At 75.7% G+C, this 22,141-nt stretch carries 16 protein-coding genes and 2 tRNA genes; 6 read left to right on the top strand and 12 right to left on the bottom strand.

From position 1 onward, the window contains the following. Nucleotides 1–6: 6 nt before the first annotated feature. Nucleotides 7–3,246: a S41 family peptidase gene (locus ACIQ9P_RS24490; RefSeq protein WP_402359903.1), complete on the bottom strand. Its 3,240-nt coding sequence runs from the start codon at nt 3,244–3,246 to the stop codon at nt 7–9. Nucleotides 3,247–3,560: 314 nt separating this feature from the next. On the opposite strand from ACIQ9P_RS24490, the gene ACIQ9P_RS24485 reads away from it, so the two are divergent. Next, entirely contained in the window at nt 3,561–5,258 is a 1,698-nt protein-coding gene (locus ACIQ9P_RS24485; RefSeq protein ID WP_402359900.1) for a chitinase, read from the top strand. A 73-nt stretch (nt 5,259–5,331) separates the two neighbouring features. Here the strand turns inward: ACIQ9P_RS24485 and ACIQ9P_RS24480 are convergent, their stop codons facing one another. Further along, complete coding sequence (locus ACIQ9P_RS24480; RefSeq protein ID WP_402359897.1) at nt 5,332–5,694, bottom strand: MerR family transcriptional regulator; 363 nt, start codon at nt 5,692–5,694, stop codon at nt 5,332–5,334. Nucleotides 5,695–5,759: 65 nt separating this feature from the next. Here ACIQ9P_RS24480 and ACIQ9P_RS24475 point away from each other — a divergent pair, with 65 nt between their 5' ends. Then, nucleotides 5,760–7,001, top strand: coding sequence for an MFS transporter (locus tag ACIQ9P_RS24475; RefSeq protein WP_402359894.1), 1,242 nt, complete (start codon nt 5,760–5,762; stop codon nt 6,999–7,001). Nucleotides 7,002–7,050: 49 nt separating this feature from the next. On the opposite strand, the gene ACIQ9P_RS24470 is transcribed toward ACIQ9P_RS24475, so the two are convergent. Continuing rightward, on the bottom strand, nt 7,051–7,770 hold the full coding sequence (locus ACIQ9P_RS24470; RefSeq protein ID WP_402359891.1) for a response regulator: 720 nt from the start codon (nt 7,768–7,770) through the stop codon (nt 7,051–7,053). Next, a complete protein-coding gene (locus ACIQ9P_RS24465) occupies nt 7,767–9,101 on the bottom strand; it encodes a sensor histidine kinase (protein ID WP_402359889.1) in 1,335 nt (444 codons plus the stop codon). Before ACIQ9P_RS24465 ends, ACIQ9P_RS24470 begins: the two co-directional genes overlap by 4 nt. A gap of 228 nt (nt 9,102–9,329) precedes the next feature. Here ACIQ9P_RS24465 and ACIQ9P_RS24460 point away from each other — a divergent pair, with 228 nt between their 5' ends. Both ACIQ9P_RS24460 and hemC read left to right on the top strand, forming a co-directional pair. Continuing rightward, nucleotides 9,330–10,124 carry a DUF2306 domain-containing protein gene (locus tag ACIQ9P_RS24460; RefSeq protein ID WP_402359886.1) on the top strand — a complete coding sequence of 265 codons (795 nt, stop codon included), beginning with the start codon at nt 9,330–9,332 and terminating at the stop codon, nt 10,122–10,124. Nucleotides 10,125–10,166: 42 nt separating this feature from the next. Further along, entirely contained in the window at nt 10,167–11,102 is a 936-nt protein-coding gene (hemC, locus tag ACIQ9P_RS24455; RefSeq protein WP_402359883.1) for a hydroxymethylbilane synthase, read from the top strand. A 98-nt stretch (nt 11,103–11,200) separates the two neighbouring features. Here the strand turns inward: hemC and ACIQ9P_RS24450 are convergent. Together ACIQ9P_RS24450 and ACIQ9P_RS24445 are read right to left on the bottom strand one after the other, a co-directional pair. Then, a tRNA-Lys gene (locus ACIQ9P_RS24450) sits at nt 11,201–11,274 on the bottom strand. An 88-nt stretch (nt 11,275–11,362) separates the two neighbouring features. Then, nucleotides 11,363–12,271, bottom strand: a complete 909-nt coding sequence (locus ACIQ9P_RS24445) for an NADP-dependent oxidoreductase (protein WP_402359880.1) — start codon at nt 12,269–12,271, stop codon at nt 11,363–11,365. A gap of 210 nt (nt 12,272–12,481) precedes the next feature. Between ACIQ9P_RS24445 and ACIQ9P_RS24440 the strand changes: the two genes are divergently transcribed. Both ACIQ9P_RS24440 and pgi read left to right on the top strand, forming a co-directional pair. Then, nucleotides 12,482–14,065, top strand: coding sequence for a Na+/H+ antiporter (locus tag ACIQ9P_RS24440; protein ID WP_402359877.1), 1,584 nt, complete (start codon nt 12,482–12,484; stop codon nt 14,063–14,065). Between the two features lie 268 nt (nt 14,066–14,333). Beyond that, nucleotides 14,334–15,995 carry a glucose-6-phosphate isomerase gene (gene pgi, locus ACIQ9P_RS24435; protein ID WP_402359874.1) on the top strand — a complete coding sequence of 554 codons (1,662 nt, stop codon included), beginning with the start codon at nt 14,334–14,336 and terminating at the stop codon, nt 15,993–15,995. Between the two features lie 155 nt (nt 15,996–16,150). Here the strand turns inward: pgi and ACIQ9P_RS24430 are convergent. The 6 genes from ACIQ9P_RS24430 to ACIQ9P_RS24405 form a co-directional block, all read right to left on the bottom strand. After that, nucleotides 16,151–16,224: transfer RNA gene (locus ACIQ9P_RS24430), tRNA-Lys, on the bottom strand. A 121-nt stretch (nt 16,225–16,345) separates the two neighbouring features. Continuing rightward, a complete protein-coding gene (locus ACIQ9P_RS24425) occupies nt 16,346–16,945 on the bottom strand; it encodes a bifunctional DNA primase/polymerase (protein ID WP_402359872.1) in 600 nt (199 codons plus the stop codon). Between the two features lie 135 nt (nt 16,946–17,080). Beyond that, entirely contained in the window at nt 17,081–17,470 is a 390-nt protein-coding gene (locus tag ACIQ9P_RS24420) for a hypothetical protein (protein WP_402359869.1), read from the bottom strand. Nucleotides 17,471–17,726: 256 nt separating this feature from the next. Continuing rightward, nucleotides 17,727–19,154 carry an AAA family ATPase gene (locus ACIQ9P_RS24415; RefSeq protein WP_402359866.1) on the bottom strand — a complete coding sequence of 476 codons (1,428 nt, stop codon included), beginning with the start codon at nt 19,152–19,154 and terminating at the stop codon, nt 17,727–17,729. Nucleotides 19,155–19,162: 8 nt separating this feature from the next. Continuing rightward, on the bottom strand, nt 19,163–20,794 hold the full coding sequence (locus ACIQ9P_RS24410) for a hypothetical protein (protein WP_402359863.1): 1,632 nt from the start codon (nt 20,792–20,794) through the stop codon (nt 19,163–19,165). Further along, nucleotides 20,791–22,071, bottom strand: coding sequence for a hypothetical protein (locus ACIQ9P_RS24405; RefSeq protein ID WP_402359860.1), 1,281 nt, complete (start codon nt 22,069–22,071; stop codon nt 20,791–20,793). The genes ACIQ9P_RS24410 and ACIQ9P_RS24405 overlap by 4 nt, the downstream gene beginning before the upstream one ends. Nucleotides 22,072–22,141 lie beyond the last annotated feature (70 nt).

Below are 22,141 nucleotides of genomic sequence, written 5' to 3'. Positions count from 1 at the left end.
CGCCGCTCACGCCTCCCGGGGCGGTAGCGGCGGCCGCCGCAGGTCCGGACGCGGGGTGTCCGCCGGCGGCGGGACCGCGGCGGGCGCGTCCTCCAGCAGTTCCAGCGCCAGCCGGACGGCCGTGACCAGTTCCGGGTAGCGTCCGGCGGCCCAGTCCCCGGGGGTCCGGAGCACGTGCACGTCCGGTTCGACGCCCCGGTTCTCGATCGACCAGCCGAGGCCGCCGGTGAACCAGGAGGCGTTCTTCGGCACCGAGATCTGCGTGCCGTCGCCGAGCAGGTGCCGTCCGGTCATGCCGACGACGCCGCCCCAGGTGCGGTTGCCGACCACCGGGCCGAGGCCGAGCAGCCGGATCGCGGCGATGACGACGTCCCCGTCCGAGCTGGTGGCCTCGTCGGCGAGTGCCACCACGGGCCCGCGCGGCGCGTCGCGCGGCCACCGGACGGGTTCCCGGCCGCGGCTGAAGTCCCAGGCGAGCACGCGGCGGGTGAGCTTCTCCAGGACGAGTTCGGAGACGTTTCCGCCGGCGTTGCCGCGCACGTCGAGGACGAGCGCGGGCTTGTCCATCTCGCGCCGCACGTCCCGGTTGAACTGGGCCCAGCCGGAGCCGCCGAGGTCCGGGATGTGCAGGTAGCCGCACCGGCCGTCGCTGAACTCCCGGACCAGGGCGCGCCGTTTGGCCACCCAGTCCTGGTATCGGACGGGCCGTTCGTCGGTGAGCGGAGTGACGGTGATCCGGCGAGCGGTGCCGTCGGGGCCGCCCCGGCGCAGGGTGAGTTCGACGCTGGTCCCGCCGGTGCCGGCGAGCAGCGGCAGCGGGCCGCGCACCGGGTCGACGGGTCGGCCGGCGACGGCGAGCAGTTCGTCGCCGTCGTGCACGCCGTGGGTGGCGAGCGGGGCGCGGGCGCGCGGGTCGGAGGACTCGCCGGGCAGGATGCGGTCGAGCAGCCAGTGCCCGTCGGGGGAGCGGTGGGCGTTGGCGCCGAGCAGGCCGACCGGCTGCTGGGCGAGGGAGGGGCCCTCGCCGCGCCGGGACGGGGTGACGTAGGCGTGCGAGGTGCCGAGTTCGCCGAGGAGTTCGCGCAGCAGGTCGGCGAAGTCGTCGGGGCCGGCGATCCGTTCCAGCAGCGGTTCGTACTGGGCGACCAGGGCGGGCCAGTCGAGTCCGCACATGCCCTCGTCCCAGAACTGGTCCCGGACGATCCGGGCGGCCTCCGCGTAGGACTGGCGCCACTCGGCGGCGGGGTGCACGGTGTGGGTGATCCGCCGCAGGTCGACGCTGGTGGCGCCGGAGGGCGCGGCGACCGGGACGATGCGCAGGGTGCCGGCCGAGTAGACGGCGACCGAGCCGCCGTCGCCGGAGACCGCGTAGCCGTCGAGCCGTTCGGCGAGGGTGGAACGGCTGCCCCGGGCCAGGTCGTAGTACTCCAGCGAGGGGCGGCCGGAGGTGTCGTCGGGGTTGGTGAAGGTCTGGCCGAGGGTGCCGGAGATCGGCCAGCGCAGCCAGACCAGGCCGCCCCGGACGGCGTCGGTGGCCGAGTACTTGCCGGCCAGGACGGGGAACTGGATCAGCCGCTCGCCGATGCCCTCGGGGTCGACCCGGACGGTGCCGTCGCCGCCGCCGTCGCCGTGCGGGGCCGGGTCCTCGTCGGGGGCGGCGAACGGGGACGGGGTGTCGGCGGCGAGCGGGACGAGGTAGGGGCGGCAGCCGAGCGGGAAGGAGAGGTCGCCGGTGTGCACGTCGTGCACGGGGTCGAAGCCGCGCCAGGAGAGGAAGGCGAGGTAGCGGCCGTCGCGGGTGAAGGCCGGCTGCTCGTCCTCGAACCGGCCGTCGGTGATGTCGACGACCGGCGCGGGGGTGTCGGTGCGGGTGAGCCGGATCCGGCGCAGCGAGCGGCCGGCGGCGGGCTGGGACCAGGCGATCCAGCGCGAGTCGGGGGAGAACCGGGCGCTGGTGACCGGGCCGTGGCCGGAGGCGGCGAGTTCCCGGACGGTGCCGTCGGCGGCGGTGAGCAGCAGCAGCCGCCCGTCGGAGGAGGTGGCGGCGAGCAGGGCGCCGTCGGGGGCGGCGGTGAGTTCGAGGACGCGGCCGAGCCGCCCGGCGGCGAGCACCCGGTGGCCGTGCTGCGAGGGGGCGTGTTCGTGGCCGGGCAGCGGCACGATCTCGACGGCGTCCTCGCCCTCGGCGTCGGTGATCCAGGCGGCCTCGCCGGTGCCGGCGAGCACGACCGGCAAGCGGGTGCGGACGCCGGGGGTGTCGGCGAGCGCCCGGGCCGGGCCGTCGCGGTGGGTGAGCCAGTACTGGCTGCCGCGGACGGTGATCACCCCGGCGCGGCCGGTGCGGTCGCAGGCGAGGTCCTTGACGTGGGAGGCGGCGGTGACCCGGTAGGGGCGGCGGCCGGCCCGGGCACCCCCGAGCGGGACCCGCAGCCGGCGCGGGGCGGGCGCGTCGAGGCCGTCCAGCAGCCACAGGTCGCCGGCGTGCTGGTAGACGATCCGGGTGCCGTCGGTGGCGGCCTCGCGGGCGTAGTAGGAGGCGTGGTCGGTGTGCCGGCGCAGGCCGGTGCCGTCGGGGCGGCAGGAGTAGAGATTGCCGATGCCCTCGTGGTCGGAGAGGAAGGCGATCCGGTCGCCGTCGGCGGCGGTGACCGGCATCGGGGAGGCGAGGTGTCCGGGGAGGTCGGCGAGGATCCGGGTGCCGTCGACCCAGAGCCGACCGGTGGCGCCGCCCCGGTAGCGCTTCCAGGCGGCGGGTTCGTGCGGGGCGGAGCCGGTGAGCAGCACGGTGTGGGCGGGGCCGACCTGGGCGTCGCCGACCGGTCCCCAGGGCATCCGGCGGGCGGGGCTGCCGTCGGCGGGCAGGGCGTGCGCCCAGGTGTAGTGGCCGAAGGGCTCGTGGTACGAGGTGACGGCGAGGAGTTCGCCGTCGGGCAGCCAGCCGCGCAGCCGGGTGTCCTGGCTGCCCCAGTGGCTGAGCCGGCGGGCCTCGCCGCCGTCGACGGGGGCGGTCCACACCTCGGGGGCGAGGCTCAGCCAGCCGGTCCAGGCCAGGGTGCGGCCGTCGGGGGAGAGCCGGGGGTGGCTGACCCGGGTGCGGTCGCAGCTGATCCGCCAGGCCCGGCCGGTTCCGGTGACGGCGCCGGTGGCGTCGGGGTCGAGCGGGGCGATCCAGACGTCGTCCTCGGCGGTGAACGCCAGCAGGCCCCCGCGCAGGTGGGGGTGGCGGAGGTAGCCGGGCGACGTCACCCTTCCATGCTTCGGCCGGGGATCACGCCCGGCAACCGGAGCAATGGATTCCGGATTTGCGGGGCCCGCTCCGGCCCGCCGCGCCCGACCCCGGGGACCGGCTCCGGTCCGTCGTTCCGGGCTCCGGGGACCGGCTCCGACCTGCGCTCCCCGGCGCCCGGAACCGGTCTGGACCATTGACACCGAACGGCCGGATCCACTTCAGTGGTCTAGTCCAACTCGTAGGCCGGTCCGCACCGTTCCCCCACCGTCGGTGCGCCCCCCGGCGTGCCCCGGACGCCCCCACACCCGCGCCTCCGCGAGGAGTCCCCCACATGCGCAGATCACTCGTCAACCCGCCCGCGCCCGCCCGTCGGCGGCCGCGCGCCCTGCTGGCCGCCGGTACCGCCTCGGCCGTCGCCGCCGCCACCATGGTCGGCCTCACCCTGGGCCTCGCGCCCAGCGCCTCGGCCGGGGAGTTCCTGGTCAACGGCGGATTCGAGAGCGGTGCCCTCGGCCCCTGGAGCTGCTCCGCCGGCACCGGGAGCGTTGTCACCGGCCAGTCCCACGGCGGGAGTTACGCCCTCGCCGGGGCCGCCTCGGCGGGCGACAGCGCCCGCTGCGCGCAGACGGTCGCCGTCGCGCCGAACACCGCCTACACGCTCAGCGCCTACGTCAAGGGCTCGTACGTCTACCTCGGTGTGGACGGCGGCACCTCGACCTGGACGCCCGGTACCGGCGGCGCCTACCAGAAGCTGAGCGTCGCCTTCACCACCGGCGCCACCCAGACCAGCGCCACCGTCTACACCCACGGCTGGTACGGCCAGGGCACCTACTACGCGGACGACGTCTCGCTCGACGGCCCCGGCGCCCCCAGCCCGACCGCGACGCCCACCGCCACCCCGACGGTCACGCCGACCGTCACTCCCACGGTGACCCCGACCGTGACGCCGACCGTCACCCCCACGGTGACCCCGACCGTCACGCCCACCGGCACCCCGACCAGCCCGCCGCCCGGATCCAAGGCGCTGGTCGGCTACCTGCACGCGAGCTTCGCCAACGGTGCCGGCTACACCCGGGTGGCCGACGTCCCGGACTCCTGGGACTTCATCAACCTCTCCTTCGGCGAGCCGACCTCCGTCACCTCGGGCGACATCCGGTTCAACCGCTGCCCCGTCACCGAGTGCCCGACCGTCGAGTCCGACGCCGACTTCAAGGCCGCCATCGCGGCCAAGCGCGCCAAGGGCAAGAAGGTGCTGATCTCGATCGGCGGCCAGAACGGCCAGGTGCAGCTCACCACCACCGCCGCCCGGGACACGTTCGTCAGCTCGGTCTCGGCGATCATCGACAAGTGGGGCCTGGACGGCCTGGACATCGACTTCGAGGGCCACTCGCTGTCGCTCCAGACCGGCGACACCGACTTCAAGAACCCGACCAGCCCCGTCATCGTCAACCTGATCTCGGCGATCCGGACGCTCAAGGCCAAGTACGGCCCGAACTTCGTGCTGACCATGGCGCCGGAGACCTTCTTCGTCCAACTCGGCTACCAGTACTACGGTTCCGGCCCCTGGGGCGGCCAGGACCCGCGGGCGGGCGCCTACCTGCCGGTCATCCACGCCCTGCGCGACGACCTGACCCTGCTGCACGTCCAGGACTACAACTCCGGCTCCATCATGGGCCTGGACAACCAGTACCACTCGATGGGCGGCGCCGACTTCCACGTCGCGATGACCGACATGCTGCTCAAGGGCTTCCCGGTGGCGGGCAACACCAACAACGTGTTCCCGGCGCTGCCCGCCTCCAAGGTCGCCATCGGCATGCCGGCCACCACCAACGCGGGCAACGGCTACGTCGCCCCGGCCGAGGTCAACAAGGCGCTGGACTGCCTCACCAAGCTCGCCAACTGCGGCAGCTACGTCCCGAAGGCGGGCGCCCAGCCCGGCCTGCGCGGTCTGATGACCTGGTCCATCAACTGGGACCAGTTCGGCAACCGGGAGTTCTCGAAGAACTTCGACTCCTACTTCCGCCGCTGACCGCTGCCCGACCGCGGCCCCCGGCCGCACCGGAACGACCGCTGGGCGGCGGTGGGTCGGACGCACCCGCCGCTCAGCGGTCCACCCGGACCGCCTCCAGGTACTCCGCGATCGCGTCCCGGTTGCGGGTCAGGCAGGAGATCCGCTCGCCCATCCCGGCCAGCTCCCGCTCCAGGGTGGCGATCATCTCCGGGGTGGCGTGCTCGAAGTGGATGGTGCGGGGCTTGTCGAGGCAGGGCAGGATCTGTTTGATGATCCTGGTCGGCAGCCCCGCGTCGAGCAGCCCCCGGATCTGCAGCACCCGGTCCACCGTCGTGCCGTCGTAGGCGCGGTAGCCGTTGGCGCAGCGTTCGGCCAGGATCAGGCCCTGCTCCTCGTAGTACCGCAGCAGCCGCCGGGACGCCCCGGTCCGCTCGGACAGTTCGCCGATCCGCATGTGCCCCACCTCACAGTCGGTCGCCTTGACCCTCACATCGATGTGAGGGTTCGAGCATATCCGGCATGCGGACCACTCCACGGACGACCGTCCGGACCACCTCGCCCACCGCCCGGGCCACCGCTCAGGCCCCCGCCCCGGCGACCCTGCCCCTCCCCGCCCTGCTGGCCCTCGCCACCGCGGTCTTCGTCACCGCCCTCACCGAGACCCTGCCGGCCGGCGTCCTGCCCGCGATGAGCGCCGACCTCGGCGTCGGCGAGTCCGCCATGGGCCAGGCCGTCACCGTCTACGCCGTCGGGACCGCCCTCACCGCCGTCCCGCTCACCGCCGCCACCGCCGGCTGGGGCCGACGGCGCCTGCTGCTCACCGCGATGGCCGGCTTCGCCGCCGCCAACACCGTCACCGCGTTCTCCACCGACTACCCGCTCACGATGGCCGCCCGCTTCCTCGCGGGGGTCGCCGCCGGCCTCGCCTGGGCCCTGCTCGCCGGGTACGCCCGGCTGCTCGCGCCGCCCGAGCTCCAGGGCCGGGCGATCGCCGTCGCGATGGCCGGGCTACCGCTGGCGCTGGCGCTGGGCGTGCCCGCCGGAACCTTCCTCGGCGAGGCGCTCGGCTGGTGGGTGCCGTTCCTGCTGATGACCGCGGTCGCGGTCGGCGTGACCGGCTGGATCGCCGCGGCCGTCCCCGAGGTGCCCGGCCGGGCCCGCGGCGAACGGACCCCGGTGCTGCGCTCCCTCACCGTCCCCGGGGTGACCCCGGTGCTCGCCGTGACCGTCGTCCTGGTCCTCGCCCACACCGTCCTCTACACCTACATCGCGCCCTTCCTCGACCGGCGCGGCATGGGCGGTGCCACCGACGCGGTGCTGCTCGCCTTCGGCGCGGCCTCGCTGGTGAGCATCTGGTTCACCGGCGCGCACATCCACCGCCGGCTGCGCGCGCTCTCCGTCGGCGGCGCGCTGCTGATCGCCGCCGCGGCCGCCGTCCTCGGCCTGGCCACCGGCAGTACCCTCGCGGTGTACGCGGCCGCCGTGCTGTGGGGACTCGGCTGGGGCGGCATGCCCACCCTGCTGCAGACCGCCCTCGGCGACGCGGGCGGCGAGCAGGCGGACGCCGCCCAGACGGTGCTGGTCACCCTGTGGAACGCGGCGATGGCCGGCGGGGGCGTGGCCGGCGGCCTGCTGCTGGACCGGCTGGGCGCGGGCTCCTTCCCGTGGGCGGTGCTGCTCCTGCTGCTGGTCGTGCTCGCGGTCGTCCTGGCCGCCCGCGCCCACGGCTTCCCGGCCCGCCGCCCCGGCCCCGCGGCCTGACCCCGCGTCCTGAGCCGGGCCGCGCGATGTGAGGGCCCGGCCCGGCGCCCTAGTACCCGCCCCCCGGGCCCTGGCGCGGCATCAGGCCGCCGCGGTAGGAGATGGCGACCGCCTGGGCGCGGTCCCGGGCGTCGATCTTCGCCAGGATCCGCTTCATATGGGTCTTCACGGTCGACTCGGCGAGCACCAGCAGCGCCGCGATCTCCTGGTTGGAACGCCCCTCGGCGGCCAGCCGCAGGACCTCCCGCTCCCGCGCCGTCAGCTGGGCGAGCCGGGTGTCCTCCGGCTCCGGCGGGGGGCGGCCGCCGTCCCGGCCGACCACCTGGGCGACCAGGTCCCGGGTGACCGCCGGGTCCAGCACGGACTCGCCCCCGGCCAGCGTGTGCACGGCGTCGACGAGCCGCTCGGCCGAGGCCCGCTTCAGCAGGAAGCCGGCCGCCCCGGCGCGCAGCGCCCCCCACACGTAGTCGTCGTGGTGGAAGGTGGTCAGCACCAGCACCCGGGTGGGGATGCCGGCGGCGACGATCCGGCGGGTCGCCTCCACCCCGTCGACGCCGGGCATCCGGACGTCCATCAGCACCACGTCCGGCAGCAGCGCGCGGCAGAGGGCGACGGCGGCCAGCCCGTCGGCGGCCTGGCCGACCACCTCGATCCGGTCGTCCGTCTCCAGGACCAGCGAGACCCCGGCCCGCAGCAGCGCGTCGTCGTCCGCGACCACCACCCGCACCTTCGGGACCCCGGGTCCGCCCTGGTCGTCGGCGGCCGTCACGGGACCGGCAGTTCGGCGCGCAGCCGGAATCCGCCGGGTCCGCCCGGCCCGTCGGGGCCGATCGGTCCGTGCTCCACCCGGCCGCCGAGCATCGACACCCGCTCGGCCACGCCCAGCAGTCCCCGGCCGGGCGTGTACCCGGCCGGGGCGCCCCGGCCGTCGTCGCACACCTCGACCGCGAGCCGCCCGCCCGCGCGGCGGACGGTGACCTCGACGGTCCGGGCGCCCGCGTGCTTGACGGTGTTGGTCAGCGCCTCCTGGACGATCCGGTAGGCCGACACGTCCAGGCTGCGCGGCACCCGCCGGGCCGCCGGGTCGATCCGCACCCGCACCCGGGGGCCGGCCCGGCCGAGCCGCTCGGCCAGCCGCTCCAGGTCGGCGAGGCCCGGCTGCGGGGCCGCCCCCTCGCCGTCGTCGCCGTAATCGCCCTCGCGCCGCAGCAGGCCGAGCACCCGGTCGAGGTCGTCCAGCGCGTCCCGTCCGGTGTGCTCCATCCCGGAGAGCAGTTCCCGGGTGCGTTCGGGGTCGCGGTCGAGCAGTCGCCGGGCGGCCCCGGACTGGACCAGCACCACGTTGAGGGTGTGGCCGACGGAGTCGTGCAGCTCGCGGGCCAGCCGGGCGCGCTCCTCGGTGACCACCTCCCGGCGCAGCCGCCACCGGGCGGCCTCCCGTTCCTCGGCCCGCCGCGCGGTGCCGTAGCCGACGGCCCAGCCGAGCAGCCAGAGGAAGAGCACCCCGGCCGGGATGACCGGGTAGTCGTGCCCGAGGTCGGCGAAGTAGGCGGCCATCCCCAGCAGGGCGGCGAACGGCCCGTACCAGGCCCGCCGCCGGGGCGCGTACAGGCCCAGCGAGTAGAGGCCGATCAGGTCGGCGTACGGCGAGACCGGGCTCGGCAGGACGAACAGCGCCTCCACCGACAGGGCGGCGGCGCCGACCAGGTAGCCGGCCAGCGGCCTGCTCCGCCGGACCGCCAGCGGACCGGCCACCGCCACGGTCAGCGCCAGCGCCAGGGGCAGGCCGCCGTGCAACTCGGCGGACGCGCCGATCCGTTCGACGGCCATCAGCAGCAGGAAGCCGCCGGCCAGGGCGAGGTCCCAGCGCCCGGCCGGCACCGCCCGGACCGCCCGCAGGGCCCGGGCCGACCAGGGGCCGGGCGCGGAGGACCTGGACGCGTCGAGGACCGAGGGGCCGGAAGAGGAGGAGCGGCCGGAAGAGACGGAAGAGACAGCGGAGTCGAAATGGGCGGCGGGGTCGGCGGGGTCGGCGGGGTCCGAGCAGGCCCGGGGGGCCGGTGCGGTCCGGATCGCCCGGGTGCGGGGCGGCGGGCTCATGGCGGCTCCGGTTCGGGGGGAGTGGCCGCCGCGCGGAGGTGCGGGCGCCGGGCCGTACGGTAGCGGCGGCCGTCCGCCCGGCGCATCGCCCTGGTGGGGTATTCCGGACCCGCCCGACCGGGGGTGCGCCGACCCCGCCGGGGGTGTCCGCGCTCCCCGTCCGGGGGAGGCCGGCGGACCCCGGTGGGCGGACGCGGCCGGGCGGGTCCGCTCCGTAGCGTCCGGGCCATGAACGCTCCGGATCCCCGCGTCCCGACCGCCGCCCCGTACCCCGCCGCCCCGCACTCCGCCACCACCGTGGGCACCGTCACCGTCACCGTCCCCACCGCCGCTCCCGCTCCGAACACCGCCGGCCGGGCCGGGGCCCGCCGGGCGGGCTGGTGGACGGTCACGGCGTTCGCCTTCCTCACCGCCCTGTTCACCGCCCGCTACCTCACCCTCGACCCGGAGGTCTTCCTCGACCAGCAGCGCGCCGTGTACCTGGCCCACCGGGGCTCGCTGGTCCTGCACGTGGGCGGCGGGGTGCTGGCGATCCTGCTCGGCCCGTGGCAGTTCCTGCCCCGGCTGCGCGCCCGCCGTCCGGCGCTGCACCGGCTGACCGGTCGGCTCTACCTGCTCGCCGTCCTGGCCGCGGGCGTCGGCGGCCTGCTGATGGCGCCCCGGGGGCTGGTCGGCCCGGTCGCGCCGATCGGCTTCACCGGGCTGGCCGTCCTGCTGCTGGTGAGCTCGGCCCTGGCCTGGCGGGCCGCCCGGCGGCGCGACACCCGCCGGCACGCCGCCTGGGCGATCCGCTCCTTCGCGCTGATCATGGCCGCCGCGACCCTGCGGATCTGGCTGCCGGTGATGGACCTGGCGGGAGTCCCGTTCGAGCAGGCGTACGCCACCGCCGCCTGGACCTGCTGGCTGATCAACCTGGTGGTGGCCGAACACGTGATCGCCCGGCTCCCGGGACTGACCCCGGCCGTCCGTCCCGGTCCGGCCGCCCGTCCCGGTCCCGCCCCGGTCGCGCCGCCGGCCGGGTGACCCGATGCCGGGACCGGGCCGCTGACGACCTATCATCCAGCAATGACCACCGCAGAGTTGATCCGGATCGTCTCCCGCTCCTCGCCGATGGCGCTCGCCCAGGTCGAGCGGGTCAGGGCCGAACTCGCCGCCCTGCACCCGGGGGTGCGCACCGAGGTGGTCCCGGTGACCACCTCCGGCGACCGCTGGATGGGCGACCTGGCCCACCTCGGCGGCAAGGGCGCGTTCACCAAGGAGGTGGACGCCGCGCTGCTCGCCGACGAGGCGGACCTCGCGGTCCACTGCCTCAAGGATGTGCCGGCCGACCGCCCGCTGCCGGCCGGCACCGTGTTCGCGGCCCATCTGCGCCGCGACGACATCCGGGACGCGCTGGTCCACCCCGACGGCCTGACCCTGGACGAGCTGCCGCCCGGCACCCGGATCGGGACCTCCTCGGTCCGCCGGCGGGCCCAGCTCTCGGCCTCCCACCCGCATCTGGAGTACGTGCCGATCCGCGGCAACGCCAACAGCCGGCTGGCCAAGCTGGCGGCGGGGGAGGCGGACGCGCTGCTGCTCGCGCTCTCCGGGCTGGAGCGGATCGGCGAGACCGCGCGGATCAGCGAGGTGCTGCCGGTCGAGGTGATGTGCCCGCCGATCGGTGCCGGGATCCTCGCCCTGCAGTGCCGCGACGACGACACCGCCACCATCGACGCCGTCGTCGGCCTCGGCGACCACGCGACCTGGCGCGAGGCGAGCGCCGAGCGGATGTTCCTGCACGTGCTCCAGGGCCACTGCAACTCGCCGATCGCGGGCTGGGCCAAGGCCGAGGAGGACGGTCGGCTCTCGCTGCGCGGCCGGGTCTTCACCCCGGACGGCAAGCAGGTCCTGGACGCTCACGAGTGGGCGGGCTCGCTGAGCCCGGAGGACCTCGGCACCGCGACCGCCCTGGCCCTGAAGCGGCAGGGCGCCTCCGAGCTGATCGCCGCGATCCCGCACTGATCGGTTCCCGGCCCCCGGTCCCCGGAACGGCTGCGGGGGACCGGGCCGGGGAACGCCGAAGGCCCCCTCGCTGCTGCGAGGGGGCCTTCGACCGTCGGTGCGCCGCCAGGGACTCGAACCCCGGACCCGCTGATTAAGAGTCAGCTGCTCTAACCAACTGAGCTAGCGGCGCCTGCTGACGGGAGATACAGTACCTGGTCAGCGCGGGAAACACACAATCGGTCCGGACCGCCCCCCGACGGTCCGGACCGTGGTGCCGGTCAGGGGACGAGGACGACCTTCCCCCGGACGTGCCCGGCACCCACCAGGCGGTGGGCGTCGGCCACCCGCTCCAACGGGAAGGTCCCGGCGATCTCCAGCCGCAGCCCGCCCGCCTCCCAGAGTCCGACCAGCTCCGCCAGCCGGGCCGCCGTCCGCTCGCCCCGGACACCGACGACGCCCAGCCGCGCGGCCGCCGGGTAGTCGACCACGGTGCCGATCCTGGACCGGTCGGCGACCAGCTCGACGGAGGCTTCCAGCGCCCCGCGCCCGGCCGCGTCGAAGGCCGCGTCCACCCCCTGCGGCGCCACCGCCCGGACCCGCTCCACCAGCCCCTCGCCGTAGCCGACCGGGATCACGCCGAGCGCCCGCAGATGGTCGTGGTTGCGCTCGCTCGCGGTGCCGACCACCGTGGCGCCCCGGGCCCGGGCCAGCTGGACGGCGACCGTGCCGACCCCGCCCGCGGCGGCGTGGACGAGCAGGGTGTCGCCCTCGCCGACCTTCAGCACGTCGAGCGCGACGTGCGCGGTCTGCCCGGAGGCGGACAGCGCCCCGGCGTGCTCCCACGGCATCCCGGCCGGCTTGCGCACCAGCCGGTCCGCCTCGACGACGACCAGTTCGGCGGCGCTGCCGAGCACCCGGAAGCCCAGGACCTCGTCACCGACCGCCCAGCCCCCGGCGCCGGGGCCGAGGGTGTCGACCACCCCGGCGAACTCGTTGCCCGGGATCAGCCCGGGGACGAGTTCGAGGCCGTACGGCGCCCGGCCCTCCCGGATCGCGAGGTCCACCGGCTGCACGCCGGCGGCGTGGACCCGGACCCGGACCTGCCCCGGGCCGGGGACGGGGTCGGGGACCTCGGCCACCCGCAGTTCCTCGGGGCCGCCGAACCGGGGGACGGTCACTGCCTTCATGCCGGGACTCCTGTCACGTGCTGTCGCGCCCTGCCGTGCCCGTTCGGTCGGGGCGACCGCGGGACGACCCGATCCTCGGACCTGAAGCGCGCTTGAGGTCAACCCCCTCCGGCGTGTCGCCCAAGTTGAGATCATTGTCAGATTTATCCTCGACGGCGGCCCGGGCCATGCCCGCGTCCGACCACCCGCCGCCACCGAGAGGACCTCCCCGTGGGCCAGCTGCCCCTGCTCTTCCTGGTGCTGCTCGCCTCCGTGGTGACCATGCCGCTGGCCCGCCGGACCGGGGTCCCGCAGCCGGTCCTGATGACCCTGCTCGGCATCGCCATGGCCCTGATCCCGCAGATCCCCGACATCGCGATCGAACCCGAGCTGATCCTGCCGCTGGTCCTGCCACCGCTGATCTTCGCCGTCGCCCGGCGCTCCTCGGTCCGCTACTTCAAGGCCAACATCCGCTCCATCCTGCTCCTCGCCGTCGCCCTGGTCGTGGTCACCACCGTGGTCGTCGCCGGCACCGTGCACTGGCTGCTGCCCGGCCTGCCGGTCGCCGCCGCGATCGCCGTCGGCGCCCTGGTCTCCCCGCCCGACCCGGTCGCCGCCGTCGCGGTGGCCGGCAGCGTCGGACTGCCCCGCCGACTGGTCGCCATCCTGGAGAGCGAGGGCCTGTTCAACGACGTCACCGCGATCGTCGTCTACTCGCTGGCCATCGACGCCGTGGTCGGCGGCGACTTCTCCGGCGAGGGTGCCGTGCTGCGCTTCGTCCTCTCGGCCGTGCTCGCGGTCGTCATCGGCGTCGCCCTCGGCTGGGCCAACACCAAGATCGCCTCCTACCTGGAGGACCCCACCCAGCAGGTCGCGCTCAACCTGCTGGTGCCCTTCGCCGCCTACAGCCTGGCCGAGGAGATCCACGGCTCCGGCGTGCTCGCCGTGGTCGTCTGCGGCCTCTACCTCGCCGAACGGGCCGCCGACGCCGACGCCGTCGCCTACCGGCTGGTCGGCAACGCCTTCTGGGAGATCGTCGAGATCCTCATCACCGGCGTCGCCTTCGGCCTGATCGGCCTCGAACTCGCCACCGTCCTCAAGGAGGCCGGCTCCGGCTGGACCGGCATGCTCGGCGACGCCGCCGTGGTGATCGCCGTCGTGGTGGTGGTCCGGCTGCTCTGGCTGCTCCCGGCCGGCTGGCTCTCCCGGCGACTGCGGTCCGGCTCCGAGGAGGACACCCCGATCAGCTGGCAGGAGAGCGTGGTGCTCTGGTGGTCCGGCATGCGCGGGGTCGCCACTGTCGCCCTGGCCCTCGCCATCCCGCTCACCGTCGACGGCGGCGAGGGCTTCCCGGAGCGCGGCCGACTGGTCTTCATCGCCTTCAGCGTGGTGCTCTTCACCCTGCTGGTCCAGGGCCTCACCCTGCCCTGGCTGGCCAAGCGGCTCCACCTCGACATCGACCACGACGCGCACGAGCAGGAGGTCCGGCAGCTGTGGTGGCGGGCCGCCAGGGCCGGACTGCACCGGCTCGGCGAACTGGAGGAGGCCGACAAGCTCCCCGCCGAGGTCGCCGACCGCCTGCGGGACCGTCAGCACGACCGGCTGGCCCGGCTCTGCCCCGAGAACTACGCCGAGGAGGAGGCCGCCGAGGCGAAGCTGCGGCTCGCCCAGTGGCGCGCGGCGCACAGCGTCGAACAGGAGATGATCGCCGCCTCCCGGCGGGAGATGCTGGTCGCCCGCGCCGAGCCCGGCGCCGACCCGGAACTCGTCGACCGGGTGCTGCGCGGCCTCGACCTGCGATCCGAACGGAAGTGACGCCCCGTCCGTCCGGGCGACTCCACGGCGGGTCGCGCGGACGGACCGTGACGGCCGGACGGACACCCCGCGAAGCGCGCCCGAACAGCGGGAACCCCGACCGGACGCCGACGAACGGAATGTGCGCCGGGGCCCCCGGCGTTGCATAGGCTGACCCCGGGCAAGGCCGTCAACGGAGTCGGCGAACCCCGAGGACCCGCACGGCCGCGCCACACCCTCCAGCCCGGTCCTGCCGGTATCCGCACCCCGAGGAAACGAGGAGCCACCGATGTCGGAGACCCGCGCCGACGCCCGTACCCCGCTGGACCGCACCCCGGAGTGGGCCGCCCTCGCCAAGCACCGGGAGGAGTTCGGCGACACGCACCTGCGCGAGCTGTTCGCCGCCGACCCGGAGCGCGGCCGCCGCTACACCCTCCAGGTCGGCGACCTGCACGTCGACTACGCCAAGCAGCTCGTCACCGACGAGACCCTGGCCCTGCTGCGCGAGCTGGCCGGGGCCACCGGCGTCGCCGCCCTGCGGGACGCGATGTTCCGCGGCGAGCGGATCAACACCACCGAGGACCGCGCCGTCCTGCACACCGCGCTGCGCGCCCCGCGCGACGCCGTGATCGAGGTCGACGGCGAGAACGTCGTCCCCGCCGTGCACGCGGTGCTGGACCGGATGGGCGCCTTCGCCGAGCAGGTCCGCGGCGGCGAGTGGCGCGGCCACACCGGCAAGCGGATCCGCACCGTCGTCAACATCGGCATCGGCGGCTCCGACCTCGGCCCCGCGATGGCCTACGAGGTGCTGCGCTCCTTCAGCCGGCGCGACCTCGACGTGCGCTTCGTCTCCAACGTGGACGGCGCAGACCTGCACGAGGCCGTCCGCGACCTGGACGCCGCCGAGACGCTGTTCGTCGTGGCGTCCAAGACCTTCACCACCATCGAGACCATCACCAACGCGGTCTCGGCCCGGAACTGGCTGCTCACCGAGCTGGGCGCCGGCACCGACGCGGTCGCCAGGCACTTCGTCGCGCTCTCCACCAACGCCGAGGGCGTCGCGGACTTCGGCATCGACACCGCGAACATGTTCGAGTTCTGGGACTGGGTCGGCGGCCGCTACTCCTACGACTCGGCGATCGGCCTCTCGCTGATGATCGCCATCGGCCCGGACGCGTTCCGGGAGATGCTCGACGGCTTCCACCTGGTCGACGAGCACTTCCGCACCGCCCCGCCGGAGGAGAACGTCCCGCTGCTGCTCGGCCTGCTCGGGGTCTGGTACGGCGCCTTCTTCGACGCCCAGGCGCACGCGGTGCTGCCGTACTCGCACTACCTGTCGAAGTTCACCGCCTACCTCCAGCAGCTCGACATGGAGTCCAACGGCAAGTCGGTGGACCGCGAGGGAAGGCCGGTGGGCTGGCAGACCGGCCCGGTGGTCTGGGGCACCCCCGGCACCAACGGTCAGCACGCCTACTACCAGCTGCTGCACCAGGGCACCAAGGTGATCCCGGCGGACTTCATCGGCTTCGCCGAGCCGGTCGCCGACCTGCTGCCGGGCCTGGCCGCCCAGCACGACCTGCTGCTCGCCAACTTCTTCGCCCAGACCCAGGCGCTGGCCTTCGGCCGGACGTCCGAGGAGGTCGCCGCCGAAGGGGTGCCGGCCGAGCTGGTCCCGCACAAGACCTTCCGGGGCAACCACCCGACCACCACCGTGCTGGCCGGTGCGCTGACCCCGTCGGTGCTCGGCCAGCTGGTCGCGCTCTACGAGCACAAGGTGTTCGTGCAGGGCGCGATCTGGAACATCGACTCCTTCGACCAGTGGGGCGTCGAGCTGGGCAAGGTGCTTGCCAAGCGCATCGAGCCGGTGCTGCTGACCGGTGCGGGCGCGGAGGAGCTGGACAGCTCCACCGCCGCGCTGGTGGCCCGCTACCGGGAGCTGCGCGGCCGCTGAGGCGCGCCGGGTCCGGGTCCGGTGGCCGGACCTTTCCGGGCCGTCGTCCGCTCCGGCGGGCGGCGGCCCCGGTCGTTCCCGGCTGGGACCGCACCGGGAACGACCGGGAACGCCGGAAGGCCCCCCGCTCGCGCGAGGGGCCTTCCGGTTGTCTGTGCGCCGCCAGGGACTCGAACCCCGGACCCGCTGATTAAGAGTCAGCTGCTCTAACCAACTGAGCTAGCGGCGCCTGCTGACAGAGAGGACTGTAGCAGCGGGGCGCGGTCCGGCCAAAATCGAATACCGGGGCTGTCCGGGCGGCTGCCAGGGCCGCTGTCCGGCCCTCGCGACCGGCCCGGGGCGGCGGCGGCTCAGGCCGCGCCGACCGGCTCGCGGGCCGCCCGGACGCAGGCCCAGAGGACGGTGGAGGCGCCCGGCAGCCAGGGTTCCCGGCTCTCCGGGGCGACGATCCAGCGTCCGGAGCCCAGCCCGGGCGAGTCCGGGCCGTTCACCATCCGCTGCACCGGCGGCACGGTCACCGTGTCGCCCTTCCCGTGGCAGAGCAGCGGTGGCACGTCCCGGGCCCACTCCTCCCAGGCCAGCAGCCGCCGAAGCCGGGGGGCTGCCCCCGGCTGCACGAACAGCAGCGTCCGCCCCCGGAAGACCGCGACCGGCCCGCAGCCCGGTCCGGAGGTCCACAGCTCGTCCAGCACCCGGCGGCCGAACAGTGACGGCATGCTGATCACGTCGAAGGCCCGGCCGCAGGGCAGGACCGAGGGCGCCCAGGGCCGGGACTCCCAGAGGGCGCGCATGCTGCGGGGGTACTCGCTGGCGGAGGCGAGCCAGGTCTCCCCGGCCACGGTCACGTACTCCACCGACTGATAGGTCCAGATGTCCACGGACAGCAGCCTGGGGTGTCCGGGTCGTGACCGGGAGGGAAACTTCGGTTCGCCGGACAGCGGGGCGGGCATCGGCGTACCCTTCCGCTTCCTCCGGCATATGCCAGGGGCGTCGGACGCCGATCGCGGCCGCCGGGGTCCTGGCCGGTGCTCGTGCGGCCGGGGCCTGGGCCGGTGTGCCCGGGCCGGTGCTCGTGCGGCCGGGTGTCAGTCCTCGTGCCGCCGGGGCTGGAGCAGGGTGCGGCCGTACTCGATCATCTTGGCCGCGTAGTCCGGGGTCCAGTCCGCCCGGGCCGCGATCTCGGTCCCGGACAGCGCGTCGAAACGGCGAGGGTCCGCCAGCTGCGCGGCCGCGACCGCCTGGAAGTCGGTCGCCCGCTCGGCCGCCGCCCGGAAGGCCAGGGCGAGCTCGGTGGAGCGCCGCAGCAGCTCGGCCGGGTCGTCGATCGACTCCAGGTCGAAGAAGCGCTCGGGCTCCGGTGCGTCGGCCTGCGGCTCGAACAGCAGCTGCACCGGACGCTTCCTCCGGCCGGGCGCCGCACCGGCGCCCGCGCCGGGGCCGCTCGGGTCGGACGTCTGCGTCTGGGGGTCGGGCATGGACGGACACCTCCGGGTGCTCGATGGGGGCGGGCGGCGGCAGCTCGGGACGGGCGCCGCCCGGTCGTGGCCGCCGTCCATTGTCTCGCGGCGGCGGCCGGTAACGGAACGGTGCGAGCCCGGGCGCTATTCCCGGCGGACGCGCCGGGGGCGCGCGTCCGCCGGGAGCCCCGATGTGCCCCGCCGCGCCCCTTGCCGCGCCCCCGCCGGACCGGACGCGGCGGGCCGGGGCCGCGGTAGGGGCGCGGCCGGAGTCTCAGGGGCGGCCCAACCGGACCCGGTGCCCGGACAGGTGGTGCAGCACCCGGTGATTGGCCTCCCAGCCGTCGGGGAAGGCCACCGGGACGTTCAACTGCACCGGTTCGGTGGCCGGATGCTCGTCCAGCAGCTCCGCGATCCCGGCCCGGGCCACCACGATGCAGGCGTGCCGGTGCCGGGAGGCGAGCACGCACAGCCGGCCGGTCTCCAGGTGGAACGCGGTCGCGTCCGGCCGCCCGGAGAGCGGGTGCAGCACCACCGTGACGTCGTACTCCCGGCCCTGCAGCCGGTTCGCGGTGTCCACCGTCACCGCCGGGCCGGCCGCCCCGTCCACCGGCACCCCGACCTTGGCCAGCGCCGCCCGGACCGCCGCCGCCTGGTCCCGGTGGGCCGTGCCGACCGCGACCCGGTCCGCCGTGAGCGGGGCCGACCCCTGCTCGGAGTGGGCGGTCAGCCCCCGGTCCAGCAGCCGCCGCACGGTCGCCGCCACCGCCGCCACCGCCTGCGGATCGGTCCGAACGGTGTGCCGGGCGGGCAGCTCCAGCAGCGCCCAGCCGTGCTCGGCGGCCCGGTCGATCGCCGCGTCCAGCGCCGAACCGTCCGGCCGCGTCGACGGGGTCAGCAGCCGGTCCCCGGGCCCGGTGCCCGAACGGAACGGCGTGAACGGGTAGAACGCCCCCGAGATCAGCGGCGCCGCGCTGGCCGGCAGCCGCCAGGACACCGGCAGCCGGTGCGGCCGGATCTGCGGGTTGTGCGCGAGCAAGGTGACCACCGCGCTGCCCGACGGGTCGTAGGACAGGCCCGCCCACTGGTCGGTGCCGACCACGGTGAAGGGGTCCAGCTGGCCCGGGTCGCCGACGAACAGGGCCCGTTCGAACAGCCGGGCCACCGCCAGCAGCGCGTCCGAGCGCATCTGGTACGCCTCGTCGACGATCGCGTGCCGCCACGGTTGCTCGGCCCGCACCCACTGCCACTTGGCCGAGGTGGAGATCACCACGTCCAGCTCGGCGAGCTCCGCGACCTTGTCCGAGGGCGTCACATTGGCGTGGCGCAGCACCTCCGGTCCCGGGCGGGCGTCCGCCGCGTGCAGCCGGCCGATCGTCAGGTCGGGGGCCTTGACGGCCAGCCGGTCGACCAGGTCGTCCACCTGGCCGTTGGTCTGGGCGACGATCATCAGCCGCTCCCCGGCGGCCACCAGCTCCCGGGCGGCGCGCACCACCAGGGTGGACTTGCCGGCGCCGGGCGGCGAGTCCACCACGACACCGCGCGGCGCGCCGACGGCCGGGCGGACGGTCGCCTCCAGGATCCGCGCCACCGCCGCGTCCGCCGCCGCCCCGGGCGTGGGCTCGGGCGTGGGCCCGGGTGTCGGCTCCCCGGCCGGACCACCGGGGCCGGCGTGCGGAGCGGTCTGTTCGGTGCTGCTCATCGGCCGGATCACTCCCAGTCCTCGGCGGTTCCGGCCACGGCCGGCCGCACGGTGACGACGGCGCCGGGCGGGCCGCCGTGCGTCCACGGGGTGTCGTCCGGATCGGGCAGTGGCGCGGCCTGCCGGACGGTCAGCTCGAACAGGGTGAAGGTCACCCGCTCGCCCGGTTCGGGCAGGCTCCCCGGCTCGGGCTCCCGTTTGCGCCCCATGCCGGACAGCACCCGCACGGTGACGGTGCCCGCCTCCGGGTCGACGGCGGCGATCACCGCCTTCTGCGCCGCCGGCGCCGGCCCCGCCTCCGGGCCCGGCGGCTCCCGGACCCGGTGCACCTCCCGGCCCGGGTCGGCGTGCGGGCGGTCGCCGGTGCGCACCGTCACCAGCGGGCGCGGCTTGGGGGAGCGGCCGGTGGTGTCGTAGTCCGGCACCACCTCGGTCACCACCCCGCTGAACGCCTCCCCGGAGAGCCGGTGCTCGGCCATCGCCAGCGGGTCGTCCAGTGCCTCCTGGACGTCCAGCCGGGTCTGCTCGCGCTCGCGCTGGGCGAGCTTGCGGGCGGCCGTCACGGCGTCGTCGACCCGGGGCTGCGGGGGCTCTCCGGCCGCCAGCCGGTCCCGGTGGCCGGTGTACGACCAGCGGTCGCCGGTCCAGCGCTCGGCCAGGTGGCCGGCCGGGGGCAGCGCCCGCAGCAGGTCCAGGCCGTGCCAGACGTCGTGCCAGGCCGGCAGCAGTTCCGCGCGCAGCACGGCGCGCAGCCGGTCGACGGAGACCCGGACGGCCTCCCGGGCCGCCGCGACGTCCCCGCCGCCGGGGCCCTCGGCCGCGCGCAGGGCCGTCGCGGCCGCGTCGTAGCGGGCGATCGCCGGGGCGAGCACCTTGGTGTCGAACACCGGGTCGGTGGTCGGGCCGGCCGGTGGGCGGACCAGTCGGCCCTCGGCGTTGCGCCCGGTCTCGGCGAGCTCGGCCGCCGCCGCGCCGGTCAGCCCCTCCGGCGGGGTGTGCCAGGCCAGCAGGGCGGCCAGGTGCTGGTCCTCCAGGTGGCTCTGGCCGGTGGCCCAGTGCCGCGCGAGCAGTCCGGTCATCGGCAGCAGCAGGCTGGACCCGGGCACCGCCGAGCGCTCGGCGAGGTGGGTCAGCCAGCGGCCGAGCAGCGGCACCCGGGCCGGGGCCGGGAACGGGCCCGGGTCCTCGTCCTCGGCGGTGCGCCGGAACCGGGTCGAGCGGCCGAGCAGCGCCAGGTGGCGCACGCCCCCGCTGTTCGGCACGACCAGCTGCGGCGCGTCCGCGCACAGTTCGCGGACCACCGGGGACTTGGCGCCCGTCTCCGGGTCCTTCTCGGAGCCCTCGACCAGCTCGACCTCCGCGCCGAAGGACTCCAGGTAGGGCAGCAGGTCGGCGGCCAGGTCGGCCAGGAACTCGGAGCGCAGCGTGCGGTTGAGCGGCTGCGGCACGATGTGCAGCACCGGCGCGTCCCGGTCGGTGCCGAGCAGGACGGCCAGCGGGGCGCCGTCCTCACCGGCGGAGGTCAGCGGGACGAGCACCATCGGGCGCTCCGACAGGTGCCGGTGGCGGACGGTGGCCAGCGGCTCGGCGCGGCCGCCGCGGACGGCCTCCAGCCGGGCCAGGGTGGTCAGCAGGCTCATCGCCCGCCCTCCGGGCCGGCCGGGTGGGGGCGGCCGAGTGCCTCGGCCCGCAGGGCGGCGGCGTAGGTCAGCCGGGCGGCGGCCTCGTCCGTCCCGTCCCGGTCTCCGTCCTCGCCACTGCCGTCGTTACTGCCGTCGTCGTTGTCACCGTCCTCGCCGCCGCCGCCGGGCCCGGTCCGGGCCACCGCCAGGGCCTCGCCCACCGTGCGGATGCTGCCCAGCTCGCCCCGGACGCCCCGGCCGAGCTGCTCGACCTGGTCCCCGCAGCGGGCCTGGGCCCGGCAGTGGAAGCCGAGCTCGCAGGTGGAGAGGCAGTCCGGGCTGTACGCGGCCGGCACCGTTCCGACCGACTCCTCCAGCTCCTCGGTGGACCGGACCGGGGCGCCGTCCGGGCCGGGGGTGAGGTCGAAGTCCGCCCCCGGCGGCAGCACCGCCAGCAGCCGTTCGATGCCGGTCATCCGGCTCAGCTGGCGGCGGGTGGTCGCCAGCTCGCGGCGGACGTCCACCGGCACCGCCGTCGGCCGGCTGCCGAAGTCCTCCGGGCACACCAGCAGCACGGTCGTCCGGGGGCTGCCCGGCAGCCGCTGCTCGGCGTACGGGTCCGGGTCCACCGCCAGCCCGGCCAGCGCCGCCGCGGCCTCCTGGAGCGCCAGTACGTAGACCGCCGCCTGGCGGGCGGCGGCGCCCACCTTGCCCGGGTCGGCGCTGCCGTCCAGCACCGGGAAGGACTTGATCTCGACCACCGTGCAGCGGCCGCCGTGCACCACGACGGCGTCCGGCTCCAGGTAGGCGGTCGAACCGGCCACGTCCAGCCGCAGCAGCGGATGGTCCAGCAGCGTCCAGGCGTGCTCCTCGGCGGCCGCCTCCGCGAGCGCCGCCGCCGTCCGCTCGGCCCGCACCGCCGGACCGGAGGAGAGCAGCAGGTCGGGTACGAGCAGCGGGCCGTCCTCGCCCGCCGGCCCGAGCCGGTGGCGCAGCGGCTCCAGCAGAGCCGCGTAGCCGTTCTCCTTCAGCCGGGCCTCGAACACGACGCCGCGCGCCAGCGCGAGCGGTGACCGGCCGAAGGGGGCCGGGCGGCCGAGACGGGCGGCCAGTGCCGTCTTGTCCACCCCGGCGGCGTCCAGTACGGCGCGGCGGTGGCACCCCGGATTGGCGGCCAGGGCGGCGAGGGCTCGGGCGTTCAGACTGCGCTGCGGCGCCGGTCCGCGCAGCTCGGCGAGCCGCTGGGCGAGCGGCTCCGCCGGCCCGCGGAGCGGGGCGTTCGTCGAGACGTTCATGGTGCGGCCCAGTGTCGCATCCGGCTCCGACAATCCGGCCGGAACCGGCCGTTGGCGACGAACGGGCGGC

This window comes from Kitasatospora sp. NPDC094019 (genome assembly GCF_044764505.1).
Lineage (GTDB): Bacteria > Actinomycetota > Actinomycetes > Streptomycetales > Streptomycetaceae > Kitasatospora.
Note: the sequence above shows the minus strand (reverse complement) of the source record. Positions and strands in the feature narration are given on the sequence as shown.

Bases quoted from the DNA above. Each gene is read 5' to 3' on its own strand.
- ACIQ9P_RS24420 (WP_402359869.1), bottom strand. From the start codon at position 17,470: ATGCCCGACCCCCAGACGCAGACGTCCGACCCGAGCGGCCCCGGCGCG.
- ACIQ9P_RS24415 (WP_402359866.1), bottom strand. From the start codon at position 19,154: ATGAGCAGCACCGAACAGACCGCTCCGCACGCCGGCCCCGGTGGTCCG.
- pgi (WP_402359874.1), top strand. From the start codon at position 14,334: ATGTCGGAGACCCGCGCCGACGCCCGTACCCCGCTGGACCGCACCCCG.
- ACIQ9P_RS24475 (WP_402359894.1), top strand. From the start codon at position 5,760: ATGCGGACCACTCCACGGACGACCGTCCGGACCACCTCGCCCACCGCC.
- ACIQ9P_RS24410 (WP_402359863.1), bottom strand. From the start codon at position 20,794: ATGAGCCTGCTGACCACCCTGGCCCGGCTGGAGGCCGTCCGCGGCGGC.
- ACIQ9P_RS24460 (WP_402359886.1), top strand. From the start codon at position 9,330: ATGAACGCTCCGGATCCCCGCGTCCCGACCGCCGCCCCGTACCCCGCC.
- ACIQ9P_RS24405 (WP_402359860.1), bottom strand. From the start codon at position 22,071: ATGAACGTCTCGACGAACGCCCCGCTCCGCGGGCCGGCGGAGCCGCTC.
- hemC (WP_402359883.1), top strand. From the start codon at position 10,167: ATGACCACCGCAGAGTTGATCCGGATCGTCTCCCGCTCCTCGCCGATG.
- ACIQ9P_RS24465 (WP_402359889.1), bottom strand. From the start codon at position 9,101: ATGAGCCCGCCGCCCCGCACCCGGGCGATCCGGACCGCACCGGCCCCC.
- ACIQ9P_RS24425 (WP_402359872.1), bottom strand. From the start codon at position 16,945: ATGCCCGCCCCGCTGTCCGGCGAACCGAAGTTTCCCTCCCGGTCACGA.
- ACIQ9P_RS24445 (WP_402359880.1), bottom strand. From the start codon at position 12,271: ATGAAGGCAGTGACCGTCCCCCGGTTCGGCGGCCCCGAGGAACTGCGG.
- ACIQ9P_RS24480 (WP_402359897.1), bottom strand. From the start codon at position 5,694: ATGCGGATCGGCGAACTGTCCGAGCGGACCGGGGCGTCCCGGCGGCTG.
- ACIQ9P_RS24485 (WP_402359900.1), top strand. From the start codon at position 3,561: ATGCGCAGATCACTCGTCAACCCGCCCGCGCCCGCCCGTCGGCGGCCG.